Origin of the sequence: Sediminibacterium sp. KACHI17 (assembly GCF_040362915.1) — a bacterium.
In the GTDB taxonomy this organism is placed as follows: domain Bacteria; phylum Bacteroidota; class Bacteroidia; order Chitinophagales; family Chitinophagaceae; genus Sediminibacterium.
Genome location: NZ_AP029612.1, coordinates 441926 through 462197, shown reverse-complemented (window position 1 = coordinate 462197; position 20272 = coordinate 441926). Strand labels below are relative to the sequence as shown.

At 40.3% G+C, this 20272-nt stretch carries 20 protein-coding genes; 10 read left to right on the top strand and 10 right to left on the bottom strand.

All coding sequences use genetic code 11. The features are described from left to right. Window positions 1–34: 34 nt before the first annotated feature. From ABXG83_RS01925 to ABXG83_RS01915, 3 genes are all read left to right on the top strand, one after another. Window positions 35–553, top strand: a complete 519-nt coding sequence (locus tag ABXG83_RS01925) for a DUF2911 domain-containing protein (RefSeq protein WP_353549812.1) — start codon at window positions 35–37, stop codon at window positions 551–553. Window positions 554–660: 107 nt separating this feature from the next. After that, on the top strand, window positions 661–1452 hold the full coding sequence (locus tag ABXG83_RS01920; RefSeq protein ID WP_353549811.1) for a DUF2452 domain-containing protein: 792 nt from the start codon (window positions 661–663) through the stop codon (window positions 1450–1452). Window positions 1453–1503: 51 nt separating this feature from the next. Beyond that, window positions 1504–1986 (top strand): YhcH/YjgK/YiaL family protein, encoded by a 483-nt coding sequence (locus tag ABXG83_RS01915; RefSeq protein ID WP_353549810.1) that lies wholly within the window; start codon window positions 1504–1506, stop codon window positions 1984–1986. On the opposite strand, the gene ABXG83_RS01910 is transcribed toward ABXG83_RS01915, so the two are convergent. Next, a complete protein-coding gene (locus tag ABXG83_RS01910; RefSeq protein WP_353549809.1) occupies window positions 1961–2542 on the bottom strand; it encodes a peroxiredoxin-like family protein in 582 nt (193 codons plus the stop codon). The two genes, ABXG83_RS01915 and ABXG83_RS01910, sit on opposite strands and share 26 nt — an antisense overlap. A gap of 65 nt (window positions 2543–2607) precedes the next feature. Beyond that, entirely contained in the window at window positions 2608–4446 is a 1839-nt protein-coding gene (locus tag ABXG83_RS01905; protein ID WP_353549808.1) for a UbiD family decarboxylase, read from the bottom strand. Window positions 4447–4584: 138 nt separating this feature from the next. On the opposite strand from ABXG83_RS01905, the gene ABXG83_RS01900 reads away from it, so the two are divergent. The 4 genes from ABXG83_RS01900 (at window position 4585) to purE (ending at window position 7887) form a co-directional block, all read left to right on the top strand. Then, entirely contained in the window at window positions 4585–5004 is a 420-nt protein-coding gene (locus ABXG83_RS01900) for a DUF1761 domain-containing protein (protein WP_353549807.1), read from the top strand. 116 nt (window positions 5005–5120) lie between these two features. Further along, on the top strand, window positions 5121–5840 hold the full coding sequence (locus ABXG83_RS01895; RefSeq protein WP_353549806.1) for a pyridoxine 5'-phosphate synthase: 720 nt from the start codon (window positions 5121–5123) through the stop codon (window positions 5838–5840). A gap of 60 nt (window positions 5841–5900) precedes the next feature. Continuing rightward, a complete protein-coding gene (locus tag ABXG83_RS01890; RefSeq protein ID WP_353549805.1) occupies window positions 5901–7301 on the top strand; it encodes an alpha-L-fucosidase in 1401 nt (466 codons plus the stop codon). A gap of 67 nt (window positions 7302–7368) precedes the next feature. Next, on the top strand, window positions 7369–7887 hold the full coding sequence (purE, locus tag ABXG83_RS01885; RefSeq protein WP_353549804.1) for a 5-(carboxyamino)imidazole ribonucleotide mutase: 519 nt from the start codon (window positions 7369–7371) through the stop codon (window positions 7885–7887). 109 nt (window positions 7888–7996) lie between these two features. On the opposite strand, the gene ABXG83_RS01880 is transcribed toward purE, so the two are convergent. The 3 genes from ABXG83_RS01880 to ABXG83_RS01870 all read right to left on the bottom strand — a co-directional run bounded on the left by ABXG83_RS01880 (window position 7997) and on the right by ABXG83_RS01870 (window position 12176). Continuing rightward, a complete protein-coding gene (locus tag ABXG83_RS01880; RefSeq protein WP_353549803.1) occupies window positions 7997–9085 on the bottom strand; it encodes a serine hydrolase domain-containing protein in 1089 nt (362 codons plus the stop codon). A gap of 134 nt (window positions 9086–9219) precedes the next feature. Beyond that, a complete protein-coding gene (gene bshC, locus ABXG83_RS01875) occupies window positions 9220–10821 on the bottom strand; it encodes a bacillithiol biosynthesis cysteine-adding enzyme BshC (protein ID WP_353549802.1) in 1602 nt (533 codons plus the stop codon). A 104-nt stretch (window positions 10822–10925) separates the two neighbouring features. Beyond that, window positions 10926–12176 carry an FAD-dependent oxidoreductase gene (locus tag ABXG83_RS01870; RefSeq protein WP_353549801.1) on the bottom strand — a complete coding sequence of 417 codons (1251 nt, stop codon included), beginning with the start codon at window positions 12174–12176 and terminating at the stop codon, window positions 10926–10928. A 110-nt stretch (window positions 12177–12286) separates the two neighbouring features. Here ABXG83_RS01870 and ABXG83_RS01865 point away from each other — a divergent pair, with 110 nt between their 5' ends. Next, a complete protein-coding gene (locus ABXG83_RS01865) occupies window positions 12287–13558 on the top strand; it encodes a sterol desaturase family protein (protein WP_353549800.1) in 1272 nt (423 codons plus the stop codon). A gap of 60 nt (window positions 13559–13618) precedes the next feature. Here the strand turns inward: ABXG83_RS01865 and ABXG83_RS01860 are convergent, their stop codons facing one another. The 3 genes from ABXG83_RS01860 to ABXG83_RS01850 are packed head-to-tail and all read right to left on the bottom strand — an operon-like array spanning window position 13619 to window position 15896. Further along, complete coding sequence (locus tag ABXG83_RS01860; protein ID WP_353549799.1) at window positions 13619–14011, bottom strand: hypothetical protein; 393 nt, start codon at window positions 14009–14011, stop codon at window positions 13619–13621. A 29-nt stretch (window positions 14012–14040) separates the two neighbouring features. After that, window positions 14041–15354 carry a 30S ribosomal protein S12 methylthiotransferase RimO gene (rimO, locus tag ABXG83_RS01855; protein WP_353549798.1) on the bottom strand — a complete coding sequence of 438 codons (1314 nt, stop codon included), beginning with the start codon at window positions 15352–15354 and terminating at the stop codon, window positions 14041–14043. Window positions 15355–15398: 44 nt separating this feature from the next. After that, window positions 15399–15896 carry a GNAT family N-acetyltransferase gene (locus ABXG83_RS01850; RefSeq protein ID WP_353549797.1) on the bottom strand — a complete coding sequence of 166 codons (498 nt, stop codon included), beginning with the start codon at window positions 15894–15896 and terminating at the stop codon, window positions 15399–15401. An 82-nt stretch (window positions 15897–15978) separates the two neighbouring features. On the opposite strand from ABXG83_RS01850, the gene ABXG83_RS01845 reads away from it, so the two are divergent. Beyond that, on the top strand, window positions 15979–17031 hold the full coding sequence (locus ABXG83_RS01845) for a HAMP domain-containing sensor histidine kinase (RefSeq protein ID WP_353549796.1): 1053 nt from the start codon (window positions 15979–15981) through the stop codon (window positions 17029–17031). Window positions 17032–17034: 3 nt separating this feature from the next. On the opposite strand, the gene ABXG83_RS01840 is transcribed toward ABXG83_RS01845, so the two are convergent. Beyond that, window positions 17035–18621: a peptide chain release factor 3 gene (locus tag ABXG83_RS01840; protein ID WP_353549795.1), complete on the bottom strand. Its 1587-nt coding sequence runs from the start codon at window positions 18619–18621 to the stop codon at window positions 17035–17037. A gap of 197 nt (window positions 18622–18818) precedes the next feature. Next, a complete protein-coding gene (locus ABXG83_RS01835; RefSeq protein ID WP_353549794.1) occupies window positions 18819–19331 on the bottom strand; it encodes a phosphoglycerate mutase family protein in 513 nt (170 codons plus the stop codon). 171 nt (window positions 19332–19502) lie between these two features. On the opposite strand from ABXG83_RS01835, the gene ABXG83_RS01830 reads away from it, so the two are divergent. Beyond that, window positions 19503–20228 (top strand): DUF4197 domain-containing protein, encoded by a 726-nt coding sequence (locus tag ABXG83_RS01830; protein ID WP_353549793.1) that lies wholly within the window; start codon window positions 19503–19505, stop codon window positions 20226–20228. The last annotated feature ends 44 nt before the right edge of the window (window positions 20229–20272 follow it).

Genomic DNA, 20272 nt, shown 5'->3' with positions numbered 1-20272 from the left:
CTAATTTTCGTTTATAATCATAAACAAAAAGACCATGAAGAAATTTTTCGCTATGATGGCCATGACCGGCCTTTTGCTTTCATCGATCTCCGCATGTGCACAACAGGATAAGTCAAAAAGACCAAGTCCACCTGCAACTGTATCCGAGACTGTTGGTGGTACAAAAATTACCATTGATTATAGTCAACCTGCCTTGAAAGGTCGTGAAATAGGAAAAGACATTGAACCTAAAGACGGTAAAGTGTGGCGTGCTGGTGCCAATGAAAAAACATGGATCGAATTCAGTAAAGATGTTACCATTGAAGGAAAGCCACTGGCTGCCGGTAAATATGGATTCTTTACTATCAAAAATGGCAATGACTGGACACTTATTTTCAGCAAAAAATGGGAAGGCTGGGGAACTCAATACAGTGAATCAGATGACGCATTGAGAGTGAATGTTAAGCAAGGCGCTGCCGGTGCTGCCGAAGAAAAACTAACTTATGCTATTTCTAAGGCTGGCGTTGTTACACTGGCTTGGGGAACAACGCGAGTAGGTTTTAAAGTAAAATAAATCTATCCAATTCTATTCTGGCCACAGATTCGCAGATTATTTGCAGAATCTGTGGCTTTTTCATGTAAATACAGAACCTTTGCAGTCGTCATATGTAGTTTACAGGTATGGTACAGGCATATAATTTTTTAGCAAGTTGGCAGCTCTTTCCCGAAAAATGTGATTTTCAATCGGGCATCCCTCCTAAAAGTGGTAATTATAAGATCGAATCGGTCGAGAATGGTCATGCATTGAGTATTAGTATCAACTGGGTTTCCATGGAAAATGAAGCCTATTATACCCAATACAAAATTGTTCCTGATGGTCAACTCCATCATTTTGAAAATATTGATTTAGCTGATGAAGCAGCAGCCAGTATTGAAAACTCTTCTACCCTTTTATTTAAGTTTTACAAGCAACAGCAGATCATTTTGGAGGTCAAGCATGAGATCATGCCAAATGGCTATTTGAAATTAACGCAGCAAGGATATGATAAGGATCATAAACCTTTTGTGAATATTGAAATGTATCACAAACAGTTAAGCGTTTTACCCTACGCTTCTTCTGTAGCCGGCGTGGCCATTAGACCCACCAAAGAAGGCGTGATCAAACACAAAGCCCTTTCTGCGATGGAAGATCAAACCAATATGCAGCTGGATCAGATCCGTCAGCAAATTGAGTTACTTGCCCGACAAGCTCAAGAGATCCGAAAAAGAAAAGAGCTCAGCATGATGATCTATGAAGCAAAACTGAGTTTCAAACCACAGATCGGACATATCTATCATCTCTATGAAAAAAATGATGGACAACATATTCTGTCATTGGTAGCACCTCAAGAATGGGGCGGATCAGGTCCTTTTAAACAGTTTGTTTCATCGGTTCGTTTACTGGCAGATCATACATGGGTTGAGGTGAATTGATGATGATCCTTCATTTTTATGAGCGCTACTTGAAATGATTATATTTGAATCATGGTAATAGATCATATCAGTCGTGCAGCACTTTACTTTCATCTTCATCCAGGAATAGAAACTGCACTGCGTTATATTCAAACAACAGATTTCACACAACTGGAAAATGGTAAATATGAACTAGATGGAGAACAACTATTTGCCATTGTACAAGCATATGACACCAAAGATCCTGATACTGAAAAGCTAGAAGCGCATAAAAAATTTATCGATGTACAATATGTCGTGAGTGGACAAGAAAAAATGGGACATGCGTTACTCAGCACACAAGTCCCATCTCGCGAATATCAATCTGATGATGATTTCATGTTATTCGATGAAACACCAGACTTCTTTACGGTTGTTACAGCTGGTATGTTTACGATCTTTTATCCATCAGACCTTCATATGCCTTGCATCATTCATGAAAGATCCACACCAGTGAAAAAAGTCGTAGTAAAAGTAAGCGTTGACTATGTTAGAGATAAGCGGCAATCTCTTTAACTGATGCTCTTTTTCGATAATCAGGATTGAAGAATACATACTTGATCGTACCATCTGTACCGATCACATAAGTAGCAGGTACCGGTAAATTAGCGCCATTTTCTCCATTAGCTATACTGAAATCAATACCAAAATTTTTATACCGATCCTGCGTGGCTTGAGGCACAGAGAAATTCACTTTATAATCCTTCATGATCTGCATCTTCACATCACTGATGACTGGAAAAGATGCTTTTGTTTTTTCAATGGTCTTCTTCACATTGTCCTGTACTTCCGGTGAAACAGCTATCACCCTTGCTCCTTTATCTGTGATGGATGATAAAGAATCATTCATTTGACTCATTTGCTTATTACAATAGGGGCACCATTGTCCGCGATAAAACATCAACACAACATTTCCCTTTTTCAAAGCTTCCTGCAAAGAGAACTGCTGACCATTTTGATCTGTACCTATAAACATAGGCGCCTTATCCCCTACTTTCAGGCCTGTAGGTTCTGTTTGGGCAATGGCGGAACTTGCAATAAATAATAAAAGGATGCTGATCAGTTGTTTCATGATGGTTATTTTCCAGAAAAGACGAAGAGTCAAAGGATTACTTACAAGAAAAATCATCCACATTATCAGGATATCCCGTAAAGACTCCCACCCTTTGCAAACAAGCGATCGATTTTTTGCTCTGTCGCCGGATCTTTCACCACAGCAGGTGCATGGTGCGGCTTGATACGGGCATCCACTACCATCGGACCATCACATCCCCAATGTTTGTTGCGGATGAATGAAGCAATACCATGGATATCGTGTGATGGATTACTTCTTGTATAAGTAACCCACAGATAATTTCCTAAAGTAGCAGCAGTAAATGAAGTATCATCACAAAGTACGATCTGCACAATACCCGCTAACTCTGGAAGTTGATGCTGTAACTGTGCATTTAATTGTTCTATTTGCTTTACTGTATGATCTGCATCTATGTAAGAATCTGCTTGCAGACAAACCACTCCCGGCATCGCCAAACACGCCTGGCCAAAACCGCTCAAAGATGTAATAGCAGAGGGCAGTTCCTTCGCAAGTGTTCTTTGAATATCGCCATAGGCAGCAAATACAACTTTACTACCCGTGTTCAACCCTGTACCGGAATAATCAAGTGTATCAATGGTAGTATTTGTGTAGAAATGAATGTCACGGGTCAGATTGATCCTCTCAAAAATATATTCAAAGAATTCACGGACATGATGTGTTGTCAATTGTTGGGTATCATCTGCCGTAATGAATAAGAATTTCGCAAGACTCAACTGCCCTGTACCTAAAATATGATTAGCAATGGTCAATAATTCTGCGGGCTGTTTAGTGGGCAGATAAGGGGTATACCGTTCACTACCAATTGCCAACAATAATGGGTGCACGCCTGCCGCATCTACAGCATGTACTTCTTTTACACCAGGTATCTCCTGGGGTATGGCATCTCCCGTAATTTCATGGATCAACTGCCCAAAACTGGTATCTTCCTGAGGGGGTCTGCCTACAACAGTGAAAGGCCAGATCGCATTCTTCTTCGCATATACTTTGTGTACACGCATCAATGGAAAAGGATGTTGCAAACTATAATAGCCAAGATGATCTCCAAATGGACCTTCCGGCTTGTTTTCACTGGGGTAAACTTCTCCTGTGATCACAAAATCGGCGTCGGTGCTCAAACAAAATCCATCCTGGTAAGTATACCGAAAACGTCTTCCTCCCAATACCCCTGCAAATGTCATTTCGCTAATACCTTCCGGCAAAGGCATAACAGCAGCTACGGTATGCGAAGGAGGTCCACCTATGAAACAACTAACTTTTAGCGGTAGCCCTTTTTTATTTGCCTTTGTTTGATGCACCCCAATTCCTCTGTGTAATTGGTAATGTAATCCGATCTCTTTGTCTTTCTGATAATCATTCCCATTCAACTGGATACGATACATACCCAGATTGGCTTTCATGATACCTGGCTGATCAATATCTTCTGTATATACCTGAGGCAAGGTAACAAATGCTCCCCCATCCATTGGCCAATGATGAATCAAAGGAAGATCGCTGATCTTTATTTCCCGATACAAGACCGGCTTATTCCATGGATCTTTTAATGGCAATGCTTTGAGTGCGGCAAAACCTGTACGGATATTCTGCAAAGGCTGTTTGACGGCTTTGATCGGATCTCCCTTTAATTCGATCAGCTTCTGTACCTGCGCCAGTGTTTCGCGAAAAATGAATTTGCTTCTGTCCAGTGTTCCGAAAATATTTGAAGCCGCACGATACTGACTCCCTTTTACATTCTCAAATAGTAAGGCAGGTCCCCCCATTTCATATACTCGCAGGTGAATTGCCGCCATTTCCAGATAGGGATCCACTTCTTCTTTGACGCGCACCAGCTGACCATTCTTTTCCAGATCAACAAGGCATGATTCGAGTGATGAGTAAGACATAGCTTTAAAACATTGTTAGCTGCAAATGGTTGAGCAGAAGCAATACATCTGCAAAATAAGTCATTACCCATAAGTGTGTTGCAGAACTGCGTTTTATTTCCGACCTTAATACCATTCAAAACCCTAAACAACCAAACTATGTTACATCATTTTGCTGACCACGTCAACTGGGTATCTTTCTTTCTAAGTGCACTTGTTTATTTCCTGATCGGTGCTATTTGGTACAGTTTTCTATTTTCAAAGGCATGGATTCGTTTAAACAATATAGATGTGAATACCCCCGATGCCAAAAAAGGAGCCGGCGCCATTATGGGTATCAGCTTTATTTTTATGGCGATCTCATGTTTGGGTCTTACCATTTTCAGACAAATGATTCCGATGAATAATTATACAGATGCTTTTCATCTTGGAGTATTACTATCTGTAGGATTCAGTACACCAGCCATTAGTATTGGGTATTTGTATACTAAAAAACCATTTGCGTTATACCTGATTGATTGTGGATACCACATTGTAGGTCTTACCTCCGCCAGTATAGTAATGCATTACTTAGGTTAGTCTCAGTTACTCATGTTCTCTGCGGTTCAGGTTTGTTTTACCACAGAGAACATGAGCAACTGAGATAGCGCAGAGAATCAGATACAATTATCTTCAGTTCTGAGTACCTTTGCATCATGACAAAACTCAGTGTAAACATCAACAAATTTGCCACATTAAGGAATAGTCGCGGTGGTAATAATCCTGATGTGATCAAAGCTGCCATGGATGCAGAACGTTTCGGAGCAGATGGTGTAACTGTACATCCTCGTCCGGATGAAAGACATATCCGCTATGATGATACAAGAGCGATTCGAAAGATCATCACCACTGAATTTAATATTGAGGGCAATCCAACAGAACAAAAATTTGTTGATCTGGTATTAGAAACGAAACCGCATCAGGTCACTTTGGTACCGGATGCACTCGGACAACTTACCAGCGATCATGGATGGGATACGATTAAACATCGATCTTATTTGATGGATATCATCAGTGTATTTAAGAAAGCTAATATTCGTGTTTCCATTTTTGTAGATCCTGTGATCGATATGGTAGAGGGTGCAGCTCAAACAGGTACTGATCGCATTGAGCTGTATACAGAAGGTTACGCCAAAACTTTTGCCAGTGGCAATCATGAAGCAGCTGTTGCTCCTTATGTTGCTGCCGCAGAGCGAGCCAAGGCACTGGGATTGGGTATCAATGCCGGACATGATCTTGACCTCTCCAATCTCAAATATCTGAAACAACATATCCCTTACCTAGATGAAGTGAGCATTGGTCATGCATTGGTTTGTGATGCGATCTATCTAGGATATGAAAATACTGTACAGATGTATAAACGTCAGTTACGCTGATGATTCAGCACTTGATGAGTATAGATTTGTGGTTAAATTTCATCTTCAAACCCCATCATTTTGAAAAAACTAATCCTGCTCTTCACGACGATCATTTCACTGCAATGTGCTGCACAAAAAGTACAACCGCTTTATCCGATTCCGACAAAAGAGCAATTAGCCTGGCACGAAAAAGAGTTTTATCTGTTCATTCACTTTGGCCCCAACACTTTCACAGATAAAGAATGGGGAGAAGGGAATGAAGATCCTAATATTTTCAATCCAACTCAATTAGATTGCAGACAGTGGGCTCGTATTGCCAAAAAAGCGGGCGCAAAAGGGATCATACTCACCGCAAAACATCATGATGGCTTCTCATTATGGCCCAGTAAACAAAGCACACATACCGTTCGGGAAAGTAAATGGATGCAAGGCAAAGGAGACGTTGTAAAAGCATTATCAGCAGCTTGTAAGCAAGAAGGGATCGAAATGGGTGTGTATTTATCGCCATGGGACAGAAATCATCCTAAATATGGGACTCCTGAATACAATGATGTGTACATCGCTACGATGAAAGAGTTGTTCACGAATTATGGCCCCTTCTTTGAGTTATGGTGGGATGGCGCAAATGGTGAGGGACCTAATGGCAAAAAACAGATTTATGATTTTAAGCGATTTGAAAAAGCAGCTTTTTCTTTTCAACAACCTTTGATCATCTTTAGTGATATCGGTCCGAGTATACGCTGGTGTGGTAATGAAAAAGGATTTATCGGAAATACAAATTGGAATTTATTGGATACTGCAGGTTTTGCAAGAGGATTAGGTGCTCCGCATGTCGACACACTCAATCAGGGTAACTTCAATGGCAAACATTGGATACCTGCTGAAGCAGACGTGTCTATTCGCCCGGGTTGGTTTTATCATGCCAGTGAAGATGATAAAGTAAAATCTCCTGATGTACTTTTTGACCTGTATTTAAAATCAGTGGGTAATGGAGGGAACTTATTATTGAACGTTCCCCCTGATAGAAGAGGATTATTCCATCCCAATGATTCAGCAGCACTGATGGGTTTTGCAAAAAAAAGAGTTGATGCTTTCAGCAATAATCTTTTCAAAAAAGCATCGGTTTCAACCAACAATCAAAAAGAAACAGCGCTCAGACACTTGTTAGATGAAAATACTAATACGTATTGGTCAGCTGACAAAAATGATCAGGTCGTGATTCAGGTAAAGCTTCCGTATCAAGAAACATTGAATGCGATTGTATTGGAAGAAATGATCGCATACGGACAAAGGGTGATCCGTTTTTCCATTGAAGCAAAACAAGGGAAGCAATTTGTAAAAGTTTTTGATGGAACAACGATCGGCAGAAAAAAGATCACCACATTTCCAAAGCTGACAACTACTGAAATAAGAATCGTTATTCAAGAATCAAAAGCAGCACCGGTATTACGAGGATTATCTGCTTACTTGATCCAATAAAACGATTGACGATCACTCATCGGCAATAAGCCAAACCCTAACAATATAAATTAATTATCTTTACACCATGACAAGTTCCATCCCTGTAGTTGGCATTATCATGGGCAGTGACAGTGATTTAAAGATCATGCAAGCCGCTGCTGATATGCTCAGACATTTTGATATCCCATTTGAGTTAACCGTAGTTTCAGCACATCGTACACCTGAAAGAATGGTCACTTATGCTGAGACAGCGAGAACAAGAGGTTTACAAGTCATCATTGCCGGCGCCGGTGGCGCTGCACATTTACCGGGTATGGTTGCGGCTATTACCACATTGCCTGTGATTGGTGTCCCTATCAAATCATCCAATTCAATTGATGGATGGGATTCAGTATTATCGATCCTGCAGATGCCCAATGGCGTTCCTGTTGCTACAGTAGCCCTGAATGCTGCGAAAAATGCTGGTATACTGGCAGCTCAGATCATTGGAAGCCATCATCAAAAAACAGCGGAAAAATTAGCTGCTTACAAAAAGCAAATGAAAGATGAAGTAGGTGAGAAAATTGATGGTCTGAAAAATGAGTGGCCGAATCAATTTGACTGATTCTGTTATTTAAAATATAAACCCTTTCTTTTCTTAGACCTGATCAACAAAGCTTCAGGTCATAGTAGAAAAGAAAGGGTTTTTAGTTACCTAGAAAGGTTTGTTACATTTAATTTCCTCCGGGCATTTCCATTTTACAACCTTTTTTTTCCATCAATAAAAAGATCGTATCCATAAAAATACTTTCAATACCGCCATCTCTGTTTGATAGAAAGTAAACAAAAACATCCTCATCCGGCATGTAACGAAATGCGGCTTGAAAACCTTTCACACCCCCATTATGTCCACGCAGTTGAATACAATTAGGATCTTCCAGCATCCAACCTAAACCATAATGAACAAATGGTGGCTCTTGCTCAGGTCTGGATTCTTTTGTCCAGAGTCTTTGCAAACTTTGTTTTGCAATGAATTTTCCTGTAACAATTCCTTTGATCAATTGATGTAATTCCTGTACAGTAAGAAACAATCCTCCTGCTGAACTCCACTTCGAAGGATCATTGCCTTCGCCAACTTTCAGACTGCCATTTTCCAAATAATAACCGGTAGCCAATGTTTTTTTTGCATCATAATTGATTCCGACAGGCTTCAGTAAACGCTCTTTTACAATTTCCTGATAGGACTTACGATAATGCAATTCCAGTAATTTGCCTAATACAATGAATCCGGAATTTGAATAGTGCAACGTTTTTCCGGGTTCATCAGATACTGTTTTCATAGCATTCAACAGCTTCATGTGATCATCAATGGTCACTGTTTTTGTTTCACTGTAATCAGGACTTTCGAAAAAATCTCCCAGTCCGGATGTATTATTCAATAAATGTCGGATCGTAATTGCATCCGATCCTGCTGTCAATGTTCCGGCCGGTAAATACTTTCTGACGGGTTGATCTAAAAGAATTTTCTTTTGCTCAACCAGTTGCATGATCAAAACTGCTGTTAAGGATTTACCGATAGAACCCAAATTATAACGAACACCATCTCCATTTGCGATCTTTAGCTTTTCCTGAGCCTGGCCATTAGACCAGGACCATCCATTTTCCTTCCCCTGCACTATGAGGATTGTTCCGGAAAACTGATTGGCCTTTGCTTTGCTCGCTAAGACAGAGAGGTCGGTTGAAGTCAGGAGCTTTTTTGTGGTCTCAGTTTGTGCTTGCAACTGAAGAGAAATCAGTAAACAAGCGATCCATAAATGTTTCATATTGTTCGATTTTAGATAACGAAAATGAAACATAGATGTAGTTAGTCCAATCACATAGTCATGTGGTTAAGGACTAATGTATGCTATTAAACAAGGGCGGTAAAGAGCAAAAAAAGAGATGTCCGAAATATACATCAACGATCAATTGTCAAGACCGTGAATGCTGATGTCATGGATAATGATTGTTGTTTCAGCATATCGATCCAATCTGTTCCATAGCGTGCATACCAACCGGAGATATTATCAACACGCTCTTGTAAACTATCTTTTGGAAATAACTGATCCTTGATCTGTGTTAGTTGGCGTTGCTCTGTTTCAAATTTTCGTTTCTCGGCACGCAACATTTTTTTCTCTAACTCATGAATACGTTTCAATGCATTTGTTTGCAACGCTTGTACATGAGGAGATAATGTTTGATCGATCTCCGCAGCCATAGTTTCGATCTGAAGATAAAGTGCTTGTAACTTTTGTACTTCTTCGGTCAATACAATTTGTTTGTCCGTTCTGATTTTCACCATGTCATTGAACAACCGGTCGGTTTTCTGAAATATCCTGACCAGATCCAGACCTAGTTGGTGAATCTTTTTTTCTTGTTCTTCTGTAAGTATCAAAAAAGAGTTTCGTAACAATAACACAGGATAAGGTACTTCTATTGCGGCAAATACATCTTTTAGTTCCAGCCAATAAGCCAGCTCACCTCCGCCACCAATAAAAGCAATATTCGGCAGGATCGTTTCCTGAAATGCCCCACGCAGAATCACATTCGGACTAAAACGCTCAGGGTGTTGTGCTAATTCTTCGAGGATTTGATCTTGCGTGAATTGAAGTCCAAGAGCCGGCACAGTAAAATGCTCTTCATTTTTTTCAATTCGCTCTCTTTGATTATCGATCAGATAAAACAAATTGATCTCCCTCCCTCCTGCCTGAACTTTATAATTTTTTTCCAGCTCAGTGATGGTCCTACTTACAATTTTATGAGAGAAACCTTCCCACAATTCTTTTTTTATGACAGATGCAAAACATTGTTTTAGTTGAGGCTGATCAGGGATCAATACCACCAAACCAAATCTTCCGAATAACTGATTGACCAAATGTAAAGTTGCATCTTGTATCGATCTTCCTTCGGTATAGGCGCTTCTAAAAAGTTCAGAAAGCTCTTTTCCAAAAGGAAGCACACCTGTTTGACCTTCGATCGTACTCATCAACTTGATCAGCTCCTTATCAACCTTCATACGACCCACTGCACCGGTCTGGTTGGTTTTCCAGCTCAACGGGTGCCCATCAATATTGATATGACCCAATTCATCCAGATCTGCATCTTCACTGCCCATATAGTAAACAGGAACAAAATGAAGATCAGGCATTTCTTTTTTCAGTGTATCTGCCAACTCGATGGCATGTAATATCTTATAAATAAAATATAAGGGGCCGGTAAAAATATTGGGTTGATGAGCCGTTACAACGGTGAAGGTCTTTTCAGATTTTAAAGATTGGATTTGCTCTTGTACCAGCAACGAACTCTCGACCCCCGCATATTGTGCTTCTAAAGCTTTGACCAATTCAGCTCTGGGCGTATTAAATGATTTTCTGGAAATGATAGCATCTTTGATCCCCTGACGGTCTGGTGTGCGCGCGAAAAAAGGCCTTACAGAATCAGTTTGGGCTAAATAATCGGTCACGATCTTAGAAAAATATCCAGTGCTCTCGTATGGTATTCGACTACAATGATGCTTCATAATGGATCATAAAAGTACAACTTACCTGTTATTGCGTATGCCGCTGGTCAATTTTAGGATAGTTTATGGACCATACTACATGGCCTATGGTGATTTAAGGTTCATCACTCAAACCTTTCGGGCTTAAATGCAGTGATATCCATACTTAATGGAGACTCATTAATGATTTCACTGACCAGCTTACCTGTACCGGCTCCCAGGCTCAACCCAACCATAGCATGTCCTGTTGCCATCACTACATTATTCCATCGTTGCGTTCTGCCGATATAGGGCAGTCCGTCAGCAGAGCAAGGTCTGTATCCATACCATATCTGTTCGGGTGCAGGCATTGAAACATCAAACTTAGGATAGTAACGTTTTACAGCATCTAAAATCCCCTGTACACGCTGGTAACGTGGAGGTGTTTGTGTGGTTGTTATTTCCATAGTACCCCCAAAGCGAATCTTATTCCCATCCATTGGAGTTAATGCTACCCTGCCTTCAATCAGCACTGAAGGATAATTAAGTCGATGAGGCGAGTCTTCTAATGTTACAGAATAACCTCTACCCGGCATCAATGGGATCTTGAGTTGTAATAAAGCGGATAATTCCCGGCTCCATGATCCGGCTGCAACCACAATGGCATCCGCTTCAATAACCTGAGACTTTGTTTTCACTTGGGTCACTTGACGTTGGTGTTTTTCAAAGCCGATCACTTCTTCATTCAAGACAAAATGAACCCCTTTATTTTTTAAATCTGCAATGAGTTGCGACATTAGTTTATTGGGATATAAATGCGCATCACACTTGAACCAGACTGCGCCTTTGGCTTCTATTGCCGTTTGTGGTTCCAACGCCTGTAGTTCAGACGCATCCAGTAATACTGTATCGGTCAAACCCAGTTCATGCGCACGATGCATCACATGTTTTGCATGATCACCACCTTTATCTATCTGAAAAATTTCCAATAGCCCTTTGTGTTCATAGGCGAATTTGAATTGAGGAAGTCGGGTCCAGTCTTCATACATTTTCTGACTGAGTATAGCGATATCTCTTAAAGGTATTGCGGAACGTTCTACATGCTCAGGAGTAGCACTGCGCATAAATTTTAATCCCCAATCAATAAGGCTCAGGCTCAATCTGGGTTGAACATAAAACGGACTTTTACTGTTCCACATCCATTTGAGTCCTTGTTTTACAATGCCGGGTGTAGCCAAAGGCACAAAGTGGCTGGGACAAACATATCCGGCATTACCGTAGGAACAGTTTCCTGAAATATCTGTTTTATCGATCACGGTAACGTCATGCCCTGATTCAGACAGGTAATAGGCGCTACTTAATCCAACGATACCTCCGCCAATGATGACAACCTTCATAACTGAATTTTGAGTCACAAATGTCGTTCAAAACCCGTTCCTTTTTCATCTTTTTTTAAGGCTGTTCGTTTATGAGAAAGGAGTTTTAAATTTACAGATACGATTGCCATATGGAAACTTACGGAAAGATATTACTCATTGCAATGCCAGCCTTTTTACTACTTGTATTACTGGAAAAATGGTATGGTGTATACAAAGGAAAAGAAACCGTTCGCACTTTGGATATGGTGTCCAGTTTAAGTTCCGGCGTCACGAATGTGACCAAAGATGTATTGGGCTTAAGTTTAATTGTGATCAGCTATGAATGGATGGTCGACAAAATGGCAATCACAGCAGTATCATCAGGTTTTCTTACCTATCTGATCGCTTTTATTGCACTGGATTTTGCCGGGTATTGGATCCATCGCATTGCTCACGAATACAATGTTTTCTGGAATAACCATATCATACATCATAGTAGTGAAGATTTTAACCTGGCTTGCGCATTAAGACAAAGTATCTCTTCTATCATCAAGATCTTTACGGTATTTCTATTACCTGCAGCTGTACTGGGTGTACCTCCACAAGTAGTGGCGATCGTTGCACCCTTACATTTATTTGCTCAATTCTGGTACCATACCCAGCATATTGGCAGAATGGGTTTTCTGGAAAAGATCATAGTAACCCCTTCGCATCATCGCGTACACCATGCGATCAATAAGGAATACATGGATAAGAACTACGGACAGATATTCATCATTTGGGATAAACTGTTTGGTACTTATCAGGAAGAATTAGCGGATGTACCTGCTGTGTATGGCATCACAAGACCTGTTAGAACATGGAATCCGATCAAGATCAATTTTATGCATTTATGGCTATTGATCAAAGATGCCTGGAGAGCAAAAAACTGGAATGATAAGATCCGCATTTGGCTCATGCCTACCGGATGGAGACCTGCAGATGTAGCAGAAAAATACCCGGTCTATAAAATTGAAGATGTATATCACTTCAACAAGTATGATACCGGACATACAAAACCTATGGTGATCTGGTCTTGTATCCAACTAATGGTCACTCTCCTACTGATCAGTTATCTATTTGGAAATATTGCAGCCATTGGCAATCCTGACATGTTTGTGTATGGCGGTTTTATCTTCTTACATGTTTATGCATTCACAGAGTTGATGGATAGAAGCAAATACGCCTGGATCTGGGAAGGGCTTAAAACTGCGTTAGGACTATATATCATGGTCCCTAACAATGATTGGTTTGGATTGAGTCAGTATATGCCTTTCGCTGTTACAATCCTTTACGGGTACTTTATTGTTTCTTTTGCAGTGTGTTTATACTTTATCAAGGTAGAGAATCCTCGGTATCATGTACAAATGCAGCAAGCCTGATCATTGCTCTTATTCATCACTTAAGAAACATAGCACAACAAAAATTTTCATCTTAAGTACTTAGCGGAATCGGGATGGGATCTTTTTTCCGAGATAAGTTCCGGCAACTGCGGGTAATGAATATGCAAAATAAAACAGCAGCTCAAAGGGAATAAGATTATGACTGCCTTTGTATATGGTTGCTTCATACAAGGCTATCAATGGCAAGCATAGTATCGAAGAGATACCCGCCATCCAAATATTTGCATTGGAAAAATAGCCTACAATGATCCCTATTAAAAAGAACAATACACCGGTATAGATATTGAATCCATCATTAAGTGTTCCTGAATAATAGTACTCGGTACCAGGGACACGATCATTAGCAGTGAATAAAATCGCATAGAGCCATAAGACCAGTACACCTGAAATACTTAATGACAAATACAATATCCAGTGTGTCTTTTTTTGCATATCTCAATTTGAGAATAAGATCACTATTACTAATCGTTGATCACTTCTCCTTCAAGATCATAATCATAAGCCTTGGTGATCTTTACTTGTACAAAAGTACCCGGCAGTAATTTTTTTGAAGAATGCACCACTACTTCATTATCTACTTCAACACTATCAAATTCAGTACGACCTAAGTAACGTCCGGCTTCTTTTTTATCGATCAGTACTTTAAATATCTTTCCGATCTTCTCCTGGTTCTTTTCATAACTGATCTCTTGCTGTACTTCCATCACTTCCTGTGCTCGTTCAGCTTTTTCTTCTTCGGAGATATTATCTTCCAGATCATAGGCACTGGTATTCTCTTCATGGCTATAACTGAAGATCCCTACGCGATCAAAGCGATGTTCACGAAGAAAGTCTTTTAATTCTTCCACATCCTCTTCCGTTTCGCCCGGGAAACCGGCGATCAGTGTGGTTCTCAAACAGATGCCCGGCACTCTTTCTCTGATCTGCTGTATCAGCTCACTCATTTCTTCTCGGGTGATGTTTCTTCGCATGGCTTTCAGCATATTATTGCTTGCATGCTGCAAGGGCATATCCAGATACTTACAGATATTATCGCGCTCACGCATCACATCCAATACCTCCAAAGGAAATTTACTGGGGTATGCGTAGTGCAGACGAATCCATTCCAATCCTTTTACGTCAGCTAAGGCATTCAACAAACGAGGTAATTCTCTCTTCTTATAAATATCCAATCCATAATAGGTCAGTTCCTGCGCAATCAGCATGATCTCTTTCACTCCTTTCTTAACCAAACTCTCTGCTTCTGCCACCAACTCTTCAATGGGTTTGCTGACATGCTGTCCACGCATCAAAGGGATCGCACAAAAAGAACAAGTACGATTACAACCTTCACTGATCTTCATGTATGCATAATGCTGAGGGGTACTGAGCAATCTTTCGCCTAATAATTCAGATTTATAATCTGCTTCAAACTTTTTCAGGATCAAGGGCAACTCCATCGTACCAAACCAAGCATCTACTTCCGGCATTTCGGCTTCCAGATCACCACGGTATCGTTCACTCAAACATCCTGTAACATACACTTTATCGAGTTTCCCTCTGCGTTTGAGTTCTACCTGATCTAATATGGTATTGATGCTCTCCTCTTTGGCTTTATCGATAAAACCGCAGGTATTCACTACTACAATATTGTGATCCAGTTTTGTATTCTCATGCACCACATCAATATCATTGGCGCTTAATTGTCCACTAAGTACTTCACTATCCACCAGATTTTTGCTGCAACCGAGTGTAATGATATTAACCTTGTCCTTTTTAAGTGTTTTTGACTTCATAGCTGGCTGCAAAGGTAGGGATTAGAAAATGAAGCCATCAAGCATTACAAATTCCTGTGGATGCAATACACATCTAATAATGTACCCCTTTGTTCGATGGATTCCTGAATCGTAAAGCCCGTCTTTTGTAAAACAATTGCTGAAGCTATATTTTCAGGCTCTGTGATGGCAAAAAGCTGGTGTTGATCCGTTTGCTCAAAAAACCATTGAATGCCTTTGATTACCAGCTCTTTTGCCCAACCCCGTCCCTGTGCCCAAGGCATAAGTGCATAACCGATATGATAAGCATCCCGATCGGGCATCATCAGGATTGAGAATGTACCAACAAAAGAAGCGGTATTTTTTTCAGCTACATGATAGCGCCCAATGACAGAACCATCGCGATATAGTCGAATATTCTCGATAAGAAAGGCCCTGCATTCCTCTTCTGATTTAACCGGACGGATATACCGCATCACTTCTGGATGACTATTTAACGCAAAAAAATCAGCCTGATGGGCTTCCTCAAATCGACTGACTACCAATTGATTAGTATCGAACACATGCATTTTTTAATCTTTTTTTAAGTTTTAGCCCATTATCCGATGTAAAGGAAGCATTTTTGTAGGGCAATCTTTCTACGATATGAAGAATGTTTACCGGTTTTTCTCCAGACCCGGATTCCTATCCACCAATTATACCATGAAGTTTTTATTCATTGCATTTATTGGTGTGCACATTCCATTGATCGTACTGATCATGGCAATCACTTTTGATTGGACACCTTTAGAAGGGTGGAATATTATCATTGTTGCTTTATTGGCCACTTTGGTTGCTACCGGAGGTACATTGTATTTATTACGTGGATTGCTATGGCCTTTACATGAAGCCAAAAAAGCATTATCAGATTATACCGGAAAGAAAATAATCCCTTCTCTCCCTTTACATTATTCAGATGAGGCAGGACAATTACTGCAACAAGTACAGTTGACCATTGACTCAATGGATGGTTTATTAAAAGAAAGAAAAGATCTGCTGGCTTTATTATCGCATGATCTACGAACGCCATTTGCACAGATCAGCCAGATCGGGTCATTGATACAATCAGAAAAAAATCAGGATCACATTCAACAGTATGGAATGCTGATTCATAAAACAGCAACTGAACAACTACGTTTTATCCAAGATATGGTCATGATCCTCGAGGGAGGAAATGGTGAGCATCAATCGCATGTATATGAAAGTTTGAAGATCGATCAGGTGATTGGGATGGCCATCGATTCTCAACATGTATCGGCACTGTCGAAACAAATACAAATCGTTAAACATGAGATTGCGGATGTGGCTGTAAAATGTAATCGTCGGTTATTATCACAAGCGATTTCAAATATTATTGGAAACGCCATCAAATTTTCACACAGAGGCGGAGAAATCATTATAAAAGTCCATTTATTCAGCGGACATATTCATATCCTGATCGCTGATAAAGGCGTAGGATTTGAGTCTGGTAAGGCAGAACTCATTTTTCAAAAATTCACACCCGAAGGTCAGTCAGGTACAGAGGGTGAGATCTCAGCGGGAATAGGCCTCTATCTGACACGTAAGATCATACAAAACCATGGCGGAATGATCGCAGCATTTAGCGAAGGAAAAAATAAGGGCGCCGTATTCACCATCCAGCTACCAATTGCCAGTTGACCTTTATTTATGGATCTCGCTAGAGAAATGAAAACTGATATCAGGATTATTCGTGATCTCTGTATTCAAGAACCATTCACTTTGTGCCAGGTATACGGGATGTCCGTCTTTATCTTCAGCTGAATTTTGTTGTTTGAATCGCAGAAAATCTTCCAGCTTTTTCGCATCATTACTGGTCAGCCAGCAAGCTTTATAAAAAGGCAAGGTTCTGAACTCACAAGCAGCTCCGTACTCTTGTAACAAACGATACTGTATCACTTCAAACTGAAGCTCTCCTACGCAACCAATGATTTTTTTCGTACCACCATATTGTGTAAATAATTGCGCAACCCCTTCATCTGTCAACTGACTAATACCCTTTTCCAATTGCTTGGTCTTCATCGGGTCTTTATTCACCAATTCCTTAAATATCTCAGGAGAAAAAGTTGGAATACCGGTGAAATAGAAACTTTCGCCTTCAGTCAGTGTATCACCGATCTTGAAATTACCGGTATCGAATAAACCCACTACATCACCAGCATAAGCATCCTCGATCACATCTTTACTGCGAGCCATGAATGTATATGGATTGCTGAAACGCATGTCTTTGTCCAGACGAACATGATGATAGTATTTATTACGCTCAAATTTTCCGCTACATACACGCATAAAAGCAATACGGTCGCGGTGTTTAGGATCTAGGTTGGCATGTATCTTGAAGATAAAACCACTGAATTTATCTTCTCCCACTTCGATGGTACGTGAAGAAGTATTTCTGCTGCGTGGAACAGGTGCTATTCGGATAAATGTATCCAGCATTTCTTTGACACCGAAATTATTCACTGCACTACCAAAAAATACAGGGGCGATTTTAGCGGTCAGATAATCATCCACTTTTAGTTCTCCATAAACACCATCGATCAACTCCACATCTTCTCTTAATTGTGCAGCATCTTTTTCTCCTACTTTTTCATCCAATAAAGAAGAGGACAGATCATCGATCGCGATGGTATCATCATCATCCGCTTTTGTGCTGGCCGTAAATAAGCGCAGGTTTTTATCGTGCAGATTATACACGCCTTTGAACTCCTTACCACTATTGATCGGCCAGGTCATAGGATGAAGAGAGATGTGTAATTCTTTTTCAATTTCTTCCAGTAGATCAAAGCGGTTCTTACCATCGCGATCCATTTTATTGATAAAAACGATCACGGGTGTATCACGCATTCTACAAACTTCCATCAGTCTTCGGGTCTGGTCTTCCACCCCATTCACACTGTCTACTACCAGAATAACGCTATCTACCGCCGTCAGCGTTCGATAGGTATCTTCTGCGAAATCTTTGTGTCCAGGCGTATCCAGAAGATTGATCAATATGTCCTTATACTCAAATGACATCACAGAAGTAGCTACAGAGATACCTCTTTGTCGCTCGATCTCCATGAAATCAGAAGTCGCATGCTTCTTGATCTTATTGCTCTTAACAGCTCCTGCTGTTTGGATAGCGCCACCAAATAACAGTAATTTCTCTGTAAGCGTGGTCTTACCCGCATCGGGGTGGGAAATAATAGCGAAGGTCTTACGACGGTTGATCTCTTTTTCGTACTTCATGTTCTGTAGGTCCGCAAAAAAGGGATTTTCCCTTTCTTTCAGGGCGCAAAGGTACAATTTGTTAGATTATTACAAATTACAAGGTTCTCTTCCTTACTTCAGAAATCTTTAGTCCATAACGATCTAAGGGGATTTCAGAGGCAAAAAAGAGAACCTGATGCTTTGTTGTGTCTTTATAAAAGGGTACAGATCAACAGTTAATATTTCATGATTTTTGCTTCAGCCTTACCATCGGTAACTGTAACGATCCAATAGGTATCATAAACAGACTCATCCAGGTTGGGGTATTTATTTTCTTTTAGCAATAGGTTGACCAACATAGGCGTAGAATTGGAATGACCAGCTACCACAACAGTCTTGCCTTGCATTTTCAATAACTCCTCTGCAAAACCTCTTAAATTCCTGTGATCATAGATCTGGATTTCTTTACCACTTTTGGATGCTAAAGGCGTAACGGTAGATTTTGTACGTGTAAAATTGGTAGAATAAATAGCATCCGGTTGAAATGCTTTTAACACGTCTGGTATCCTTGCTGCACGCTTTACACCATCCGCACTCAAAGGTGGATCAGCCTGCATCATCGTAGAGCCTTGAGCAGTGGTATCTTTTTCAGCATGACGCATTAAAATAAAAGTACTGGTTTGTGCATCTGTTTCTACAGCTGTCAGTAATAGCAACGCTACCAGAAAACGGGTAATGATTTGTTTCATTTTGACGATTTTTCAAGACCAAGATAAGTGTATACCCTGTTTTGTCCATACCGTTAATCCATTTTATAAGGTATTCTTCACATCTTTTTCGATGACCGACCGTTAATTTTGATCGGATCTGATTGGTATCATTTTTGAAGTATTTATACAGAATTCAAAAAACAAGTGATTATGAAAAGAGTCTTTACACTGGCATTCCTGATTATCAGCTTTCAGGCTTTACAAGCACAAGGGTTAGGTGGATTACTAAACAAAGCCAAATCTGTTGTTGGTGGTAACCAAACGGGTTTGAGCAATGATGATATCGTATCCGGACTTAAAGAGGCACTGGTGACAGGCTCCACAAAAGGTGCAAGTCTTTTATCACAGACAGATGGTTTTTTTGCGAATGCCGCACTCAAAATATTATTACCACCGGAAGCGCAGAAAATTGAGAGAACACTTAGAAGTGTGGGCTTAGGCAAACAAGTAGATGATGCCATACTGAGTATGAACCGCGCCGCAGAGGATGCGTGTAAGAGTGCAGCACCTATTTTTTCAAATGCGATTAAACAAATGAGTTTTCAGGATGCAGTTGGTATTTTAAAAGGATCTGATACTGCTGCCACAGCATATTTAAAGGCTAAAACCACTTCACCGCTTACTGAAGCATTTCGTCCGGTGATAGAAAGCTCTTTACAAAAAGTAGACGCTACCAAACACTGGAATACATTGATCACAAGCTATAATAAACTACCACTGGTAAAAGACAAACTCAATCCCGATCTATCTGCTTACGTTACTGAACGTGCGCTGAGTGGTATTTTTTATCAGGTAGCTGTTGAAGAAAAAGAAATCAGAAAAAATCCGCTGGCAAGAACGAGTGATATTTTGAAGAAAGTATTTGGCGCTAAGTAGAATATTGATGTCAGATGTCAGATCTCAGATGCAAAGGGATGTAT

What these genes read in the sequence shown, in the direction of transcription:
- ABXG83_RS01925 (WP_353549812.1), top strand. Translation starts at nt 35, where the DNA reads ATGAAGAAATTTTTCGCTATGATGGCCATGACCGGCCTTTTGCTTTCA.
- ABXG83_RS01920 (WP_353549811.1), top strand. Translation starts at nt 661, where the DNA reads ATGGTACAGGCATATAATTTTTTAGCAAGTTGGCAGCTCTTTCCCGAA.
- ABXG83_RS01915 (WP_353549810.1), top strand. Translation starts at nt 1,504, where the DNA reads ATGGTAATAGATCATATCAGTCGTGCAGCACTTTACTTTCATCTTCAT.
- ABXG83_RS01910 (WP_353549809.1), bottom strand. Translation starts at nt 2,542, where the DNA reads ATGAAACAACTGATCAGCATCCTTTTATTATTTATTGCAAGTTCCGCC.
- ABXG83_RS01905 (WP_353549808.1), bottom strand. Translation starts at nt 4,446, where the DNA reads ATGTCTTACTCATCACTCGAATCATGCCTTGTTGATCTGGAAAAGAAT.
- ABXG83_RS01900 (WP_353549807.1), top strand. Translation starts at nt 4,585, where the DNA reads ATGTTACATCATTTTGCTGACCACGTCAACTGGGTATCTTTCTTTCTA.
- ABXG83_RS01895 (WP_353549806.1), top strand. Translation starts at nt 5,121, where the DNA reads ATGACAAAACTCAGTGTAAACATCAACAAATTTGCCACATTAAGGAAT.
- purE (WP_353549804.1), top strand. Translation starts at nt 7,369, where the DNA reads ATGACAAGTTCCATCCCTGTAGTTGGCATTATCATGGGCAGTGACAGT.
- ABXG83_RS01880 (WP_353549803.1), bottom strand. Translation starts at nt 9,085, where the DNA reads ATGAAACATTTATGGATCGCTTGTTTACTGATTTCTCTTCAGTTGCAA.
- bshC (WP_353549802.1), bottom strand. Translation starts at nt 10,821, where the DNA reads ATGAAGCATCATTGTAGTCGAATACCATACGAGAGCACTGGATATTTT.
- ABXG83_RS01870 (WP_353549801.1), bottom strand. Translation starts at nt 12,176, where the DNA reads ATGAAGGTTGTCATCATTGGCGGAGGTATCGTTGGATTAAGTAGCGCC.
- ABXG83_RS01865 (WP_353549800.1), top strand. Translation starts at nt 12,287, where the DNA reads ATGGAAACTTACGGAAAGATATTACTCATTGCAATGCCAGCCTTTTTA.
- ABXG83_RS01860 (WP_353549799.1), bottom strand. Translation starts at nt 14,011, where the DNA reads ATGCAAAAAAAGACACACTGGATATTGTATTTGTCATTAAGTATTTCA.
- rimO (WP_353549798.1), bottom strand. Translation starts at nt 15,354, where the DNA reads ATGAAGTCAAAAACACTTAAAAAGGACAAGGTTAATATCATTACACTC.
- ABXG83_RS01845 (WP_353549796.1), top strand. Translation starts at nt 15,979, where the DNA reads ATGAAGAATGTTTACCGGTTTTTCTCCAGACCCGGATTCCTATCCACC.
- ABXG83_RS01840 (WP_353549795.1), bottom strand. Translation starts at nt 18,621, where the DNA reads ATGAAGTACGAAAAAGAGATCAACCGTCGTAAGACCTTCGCTATTATT.
- ABXG83_RS01835 (WP_353549794.1), bottom strand. Translation starts at nt 19,331, where the DNA reads ATGAAACAAATCATTACCCGTTTTCTGGTAGCGTTGCTATTACTGACA.
- ABXG83_RS01830 (WP_353549793.1), top strand. Translation starts at nt 19,503, where the DNA reads ATGAAAAGAGTCTTTACACTGGCATTCCTGATTATCAGCTTTCAGGCT.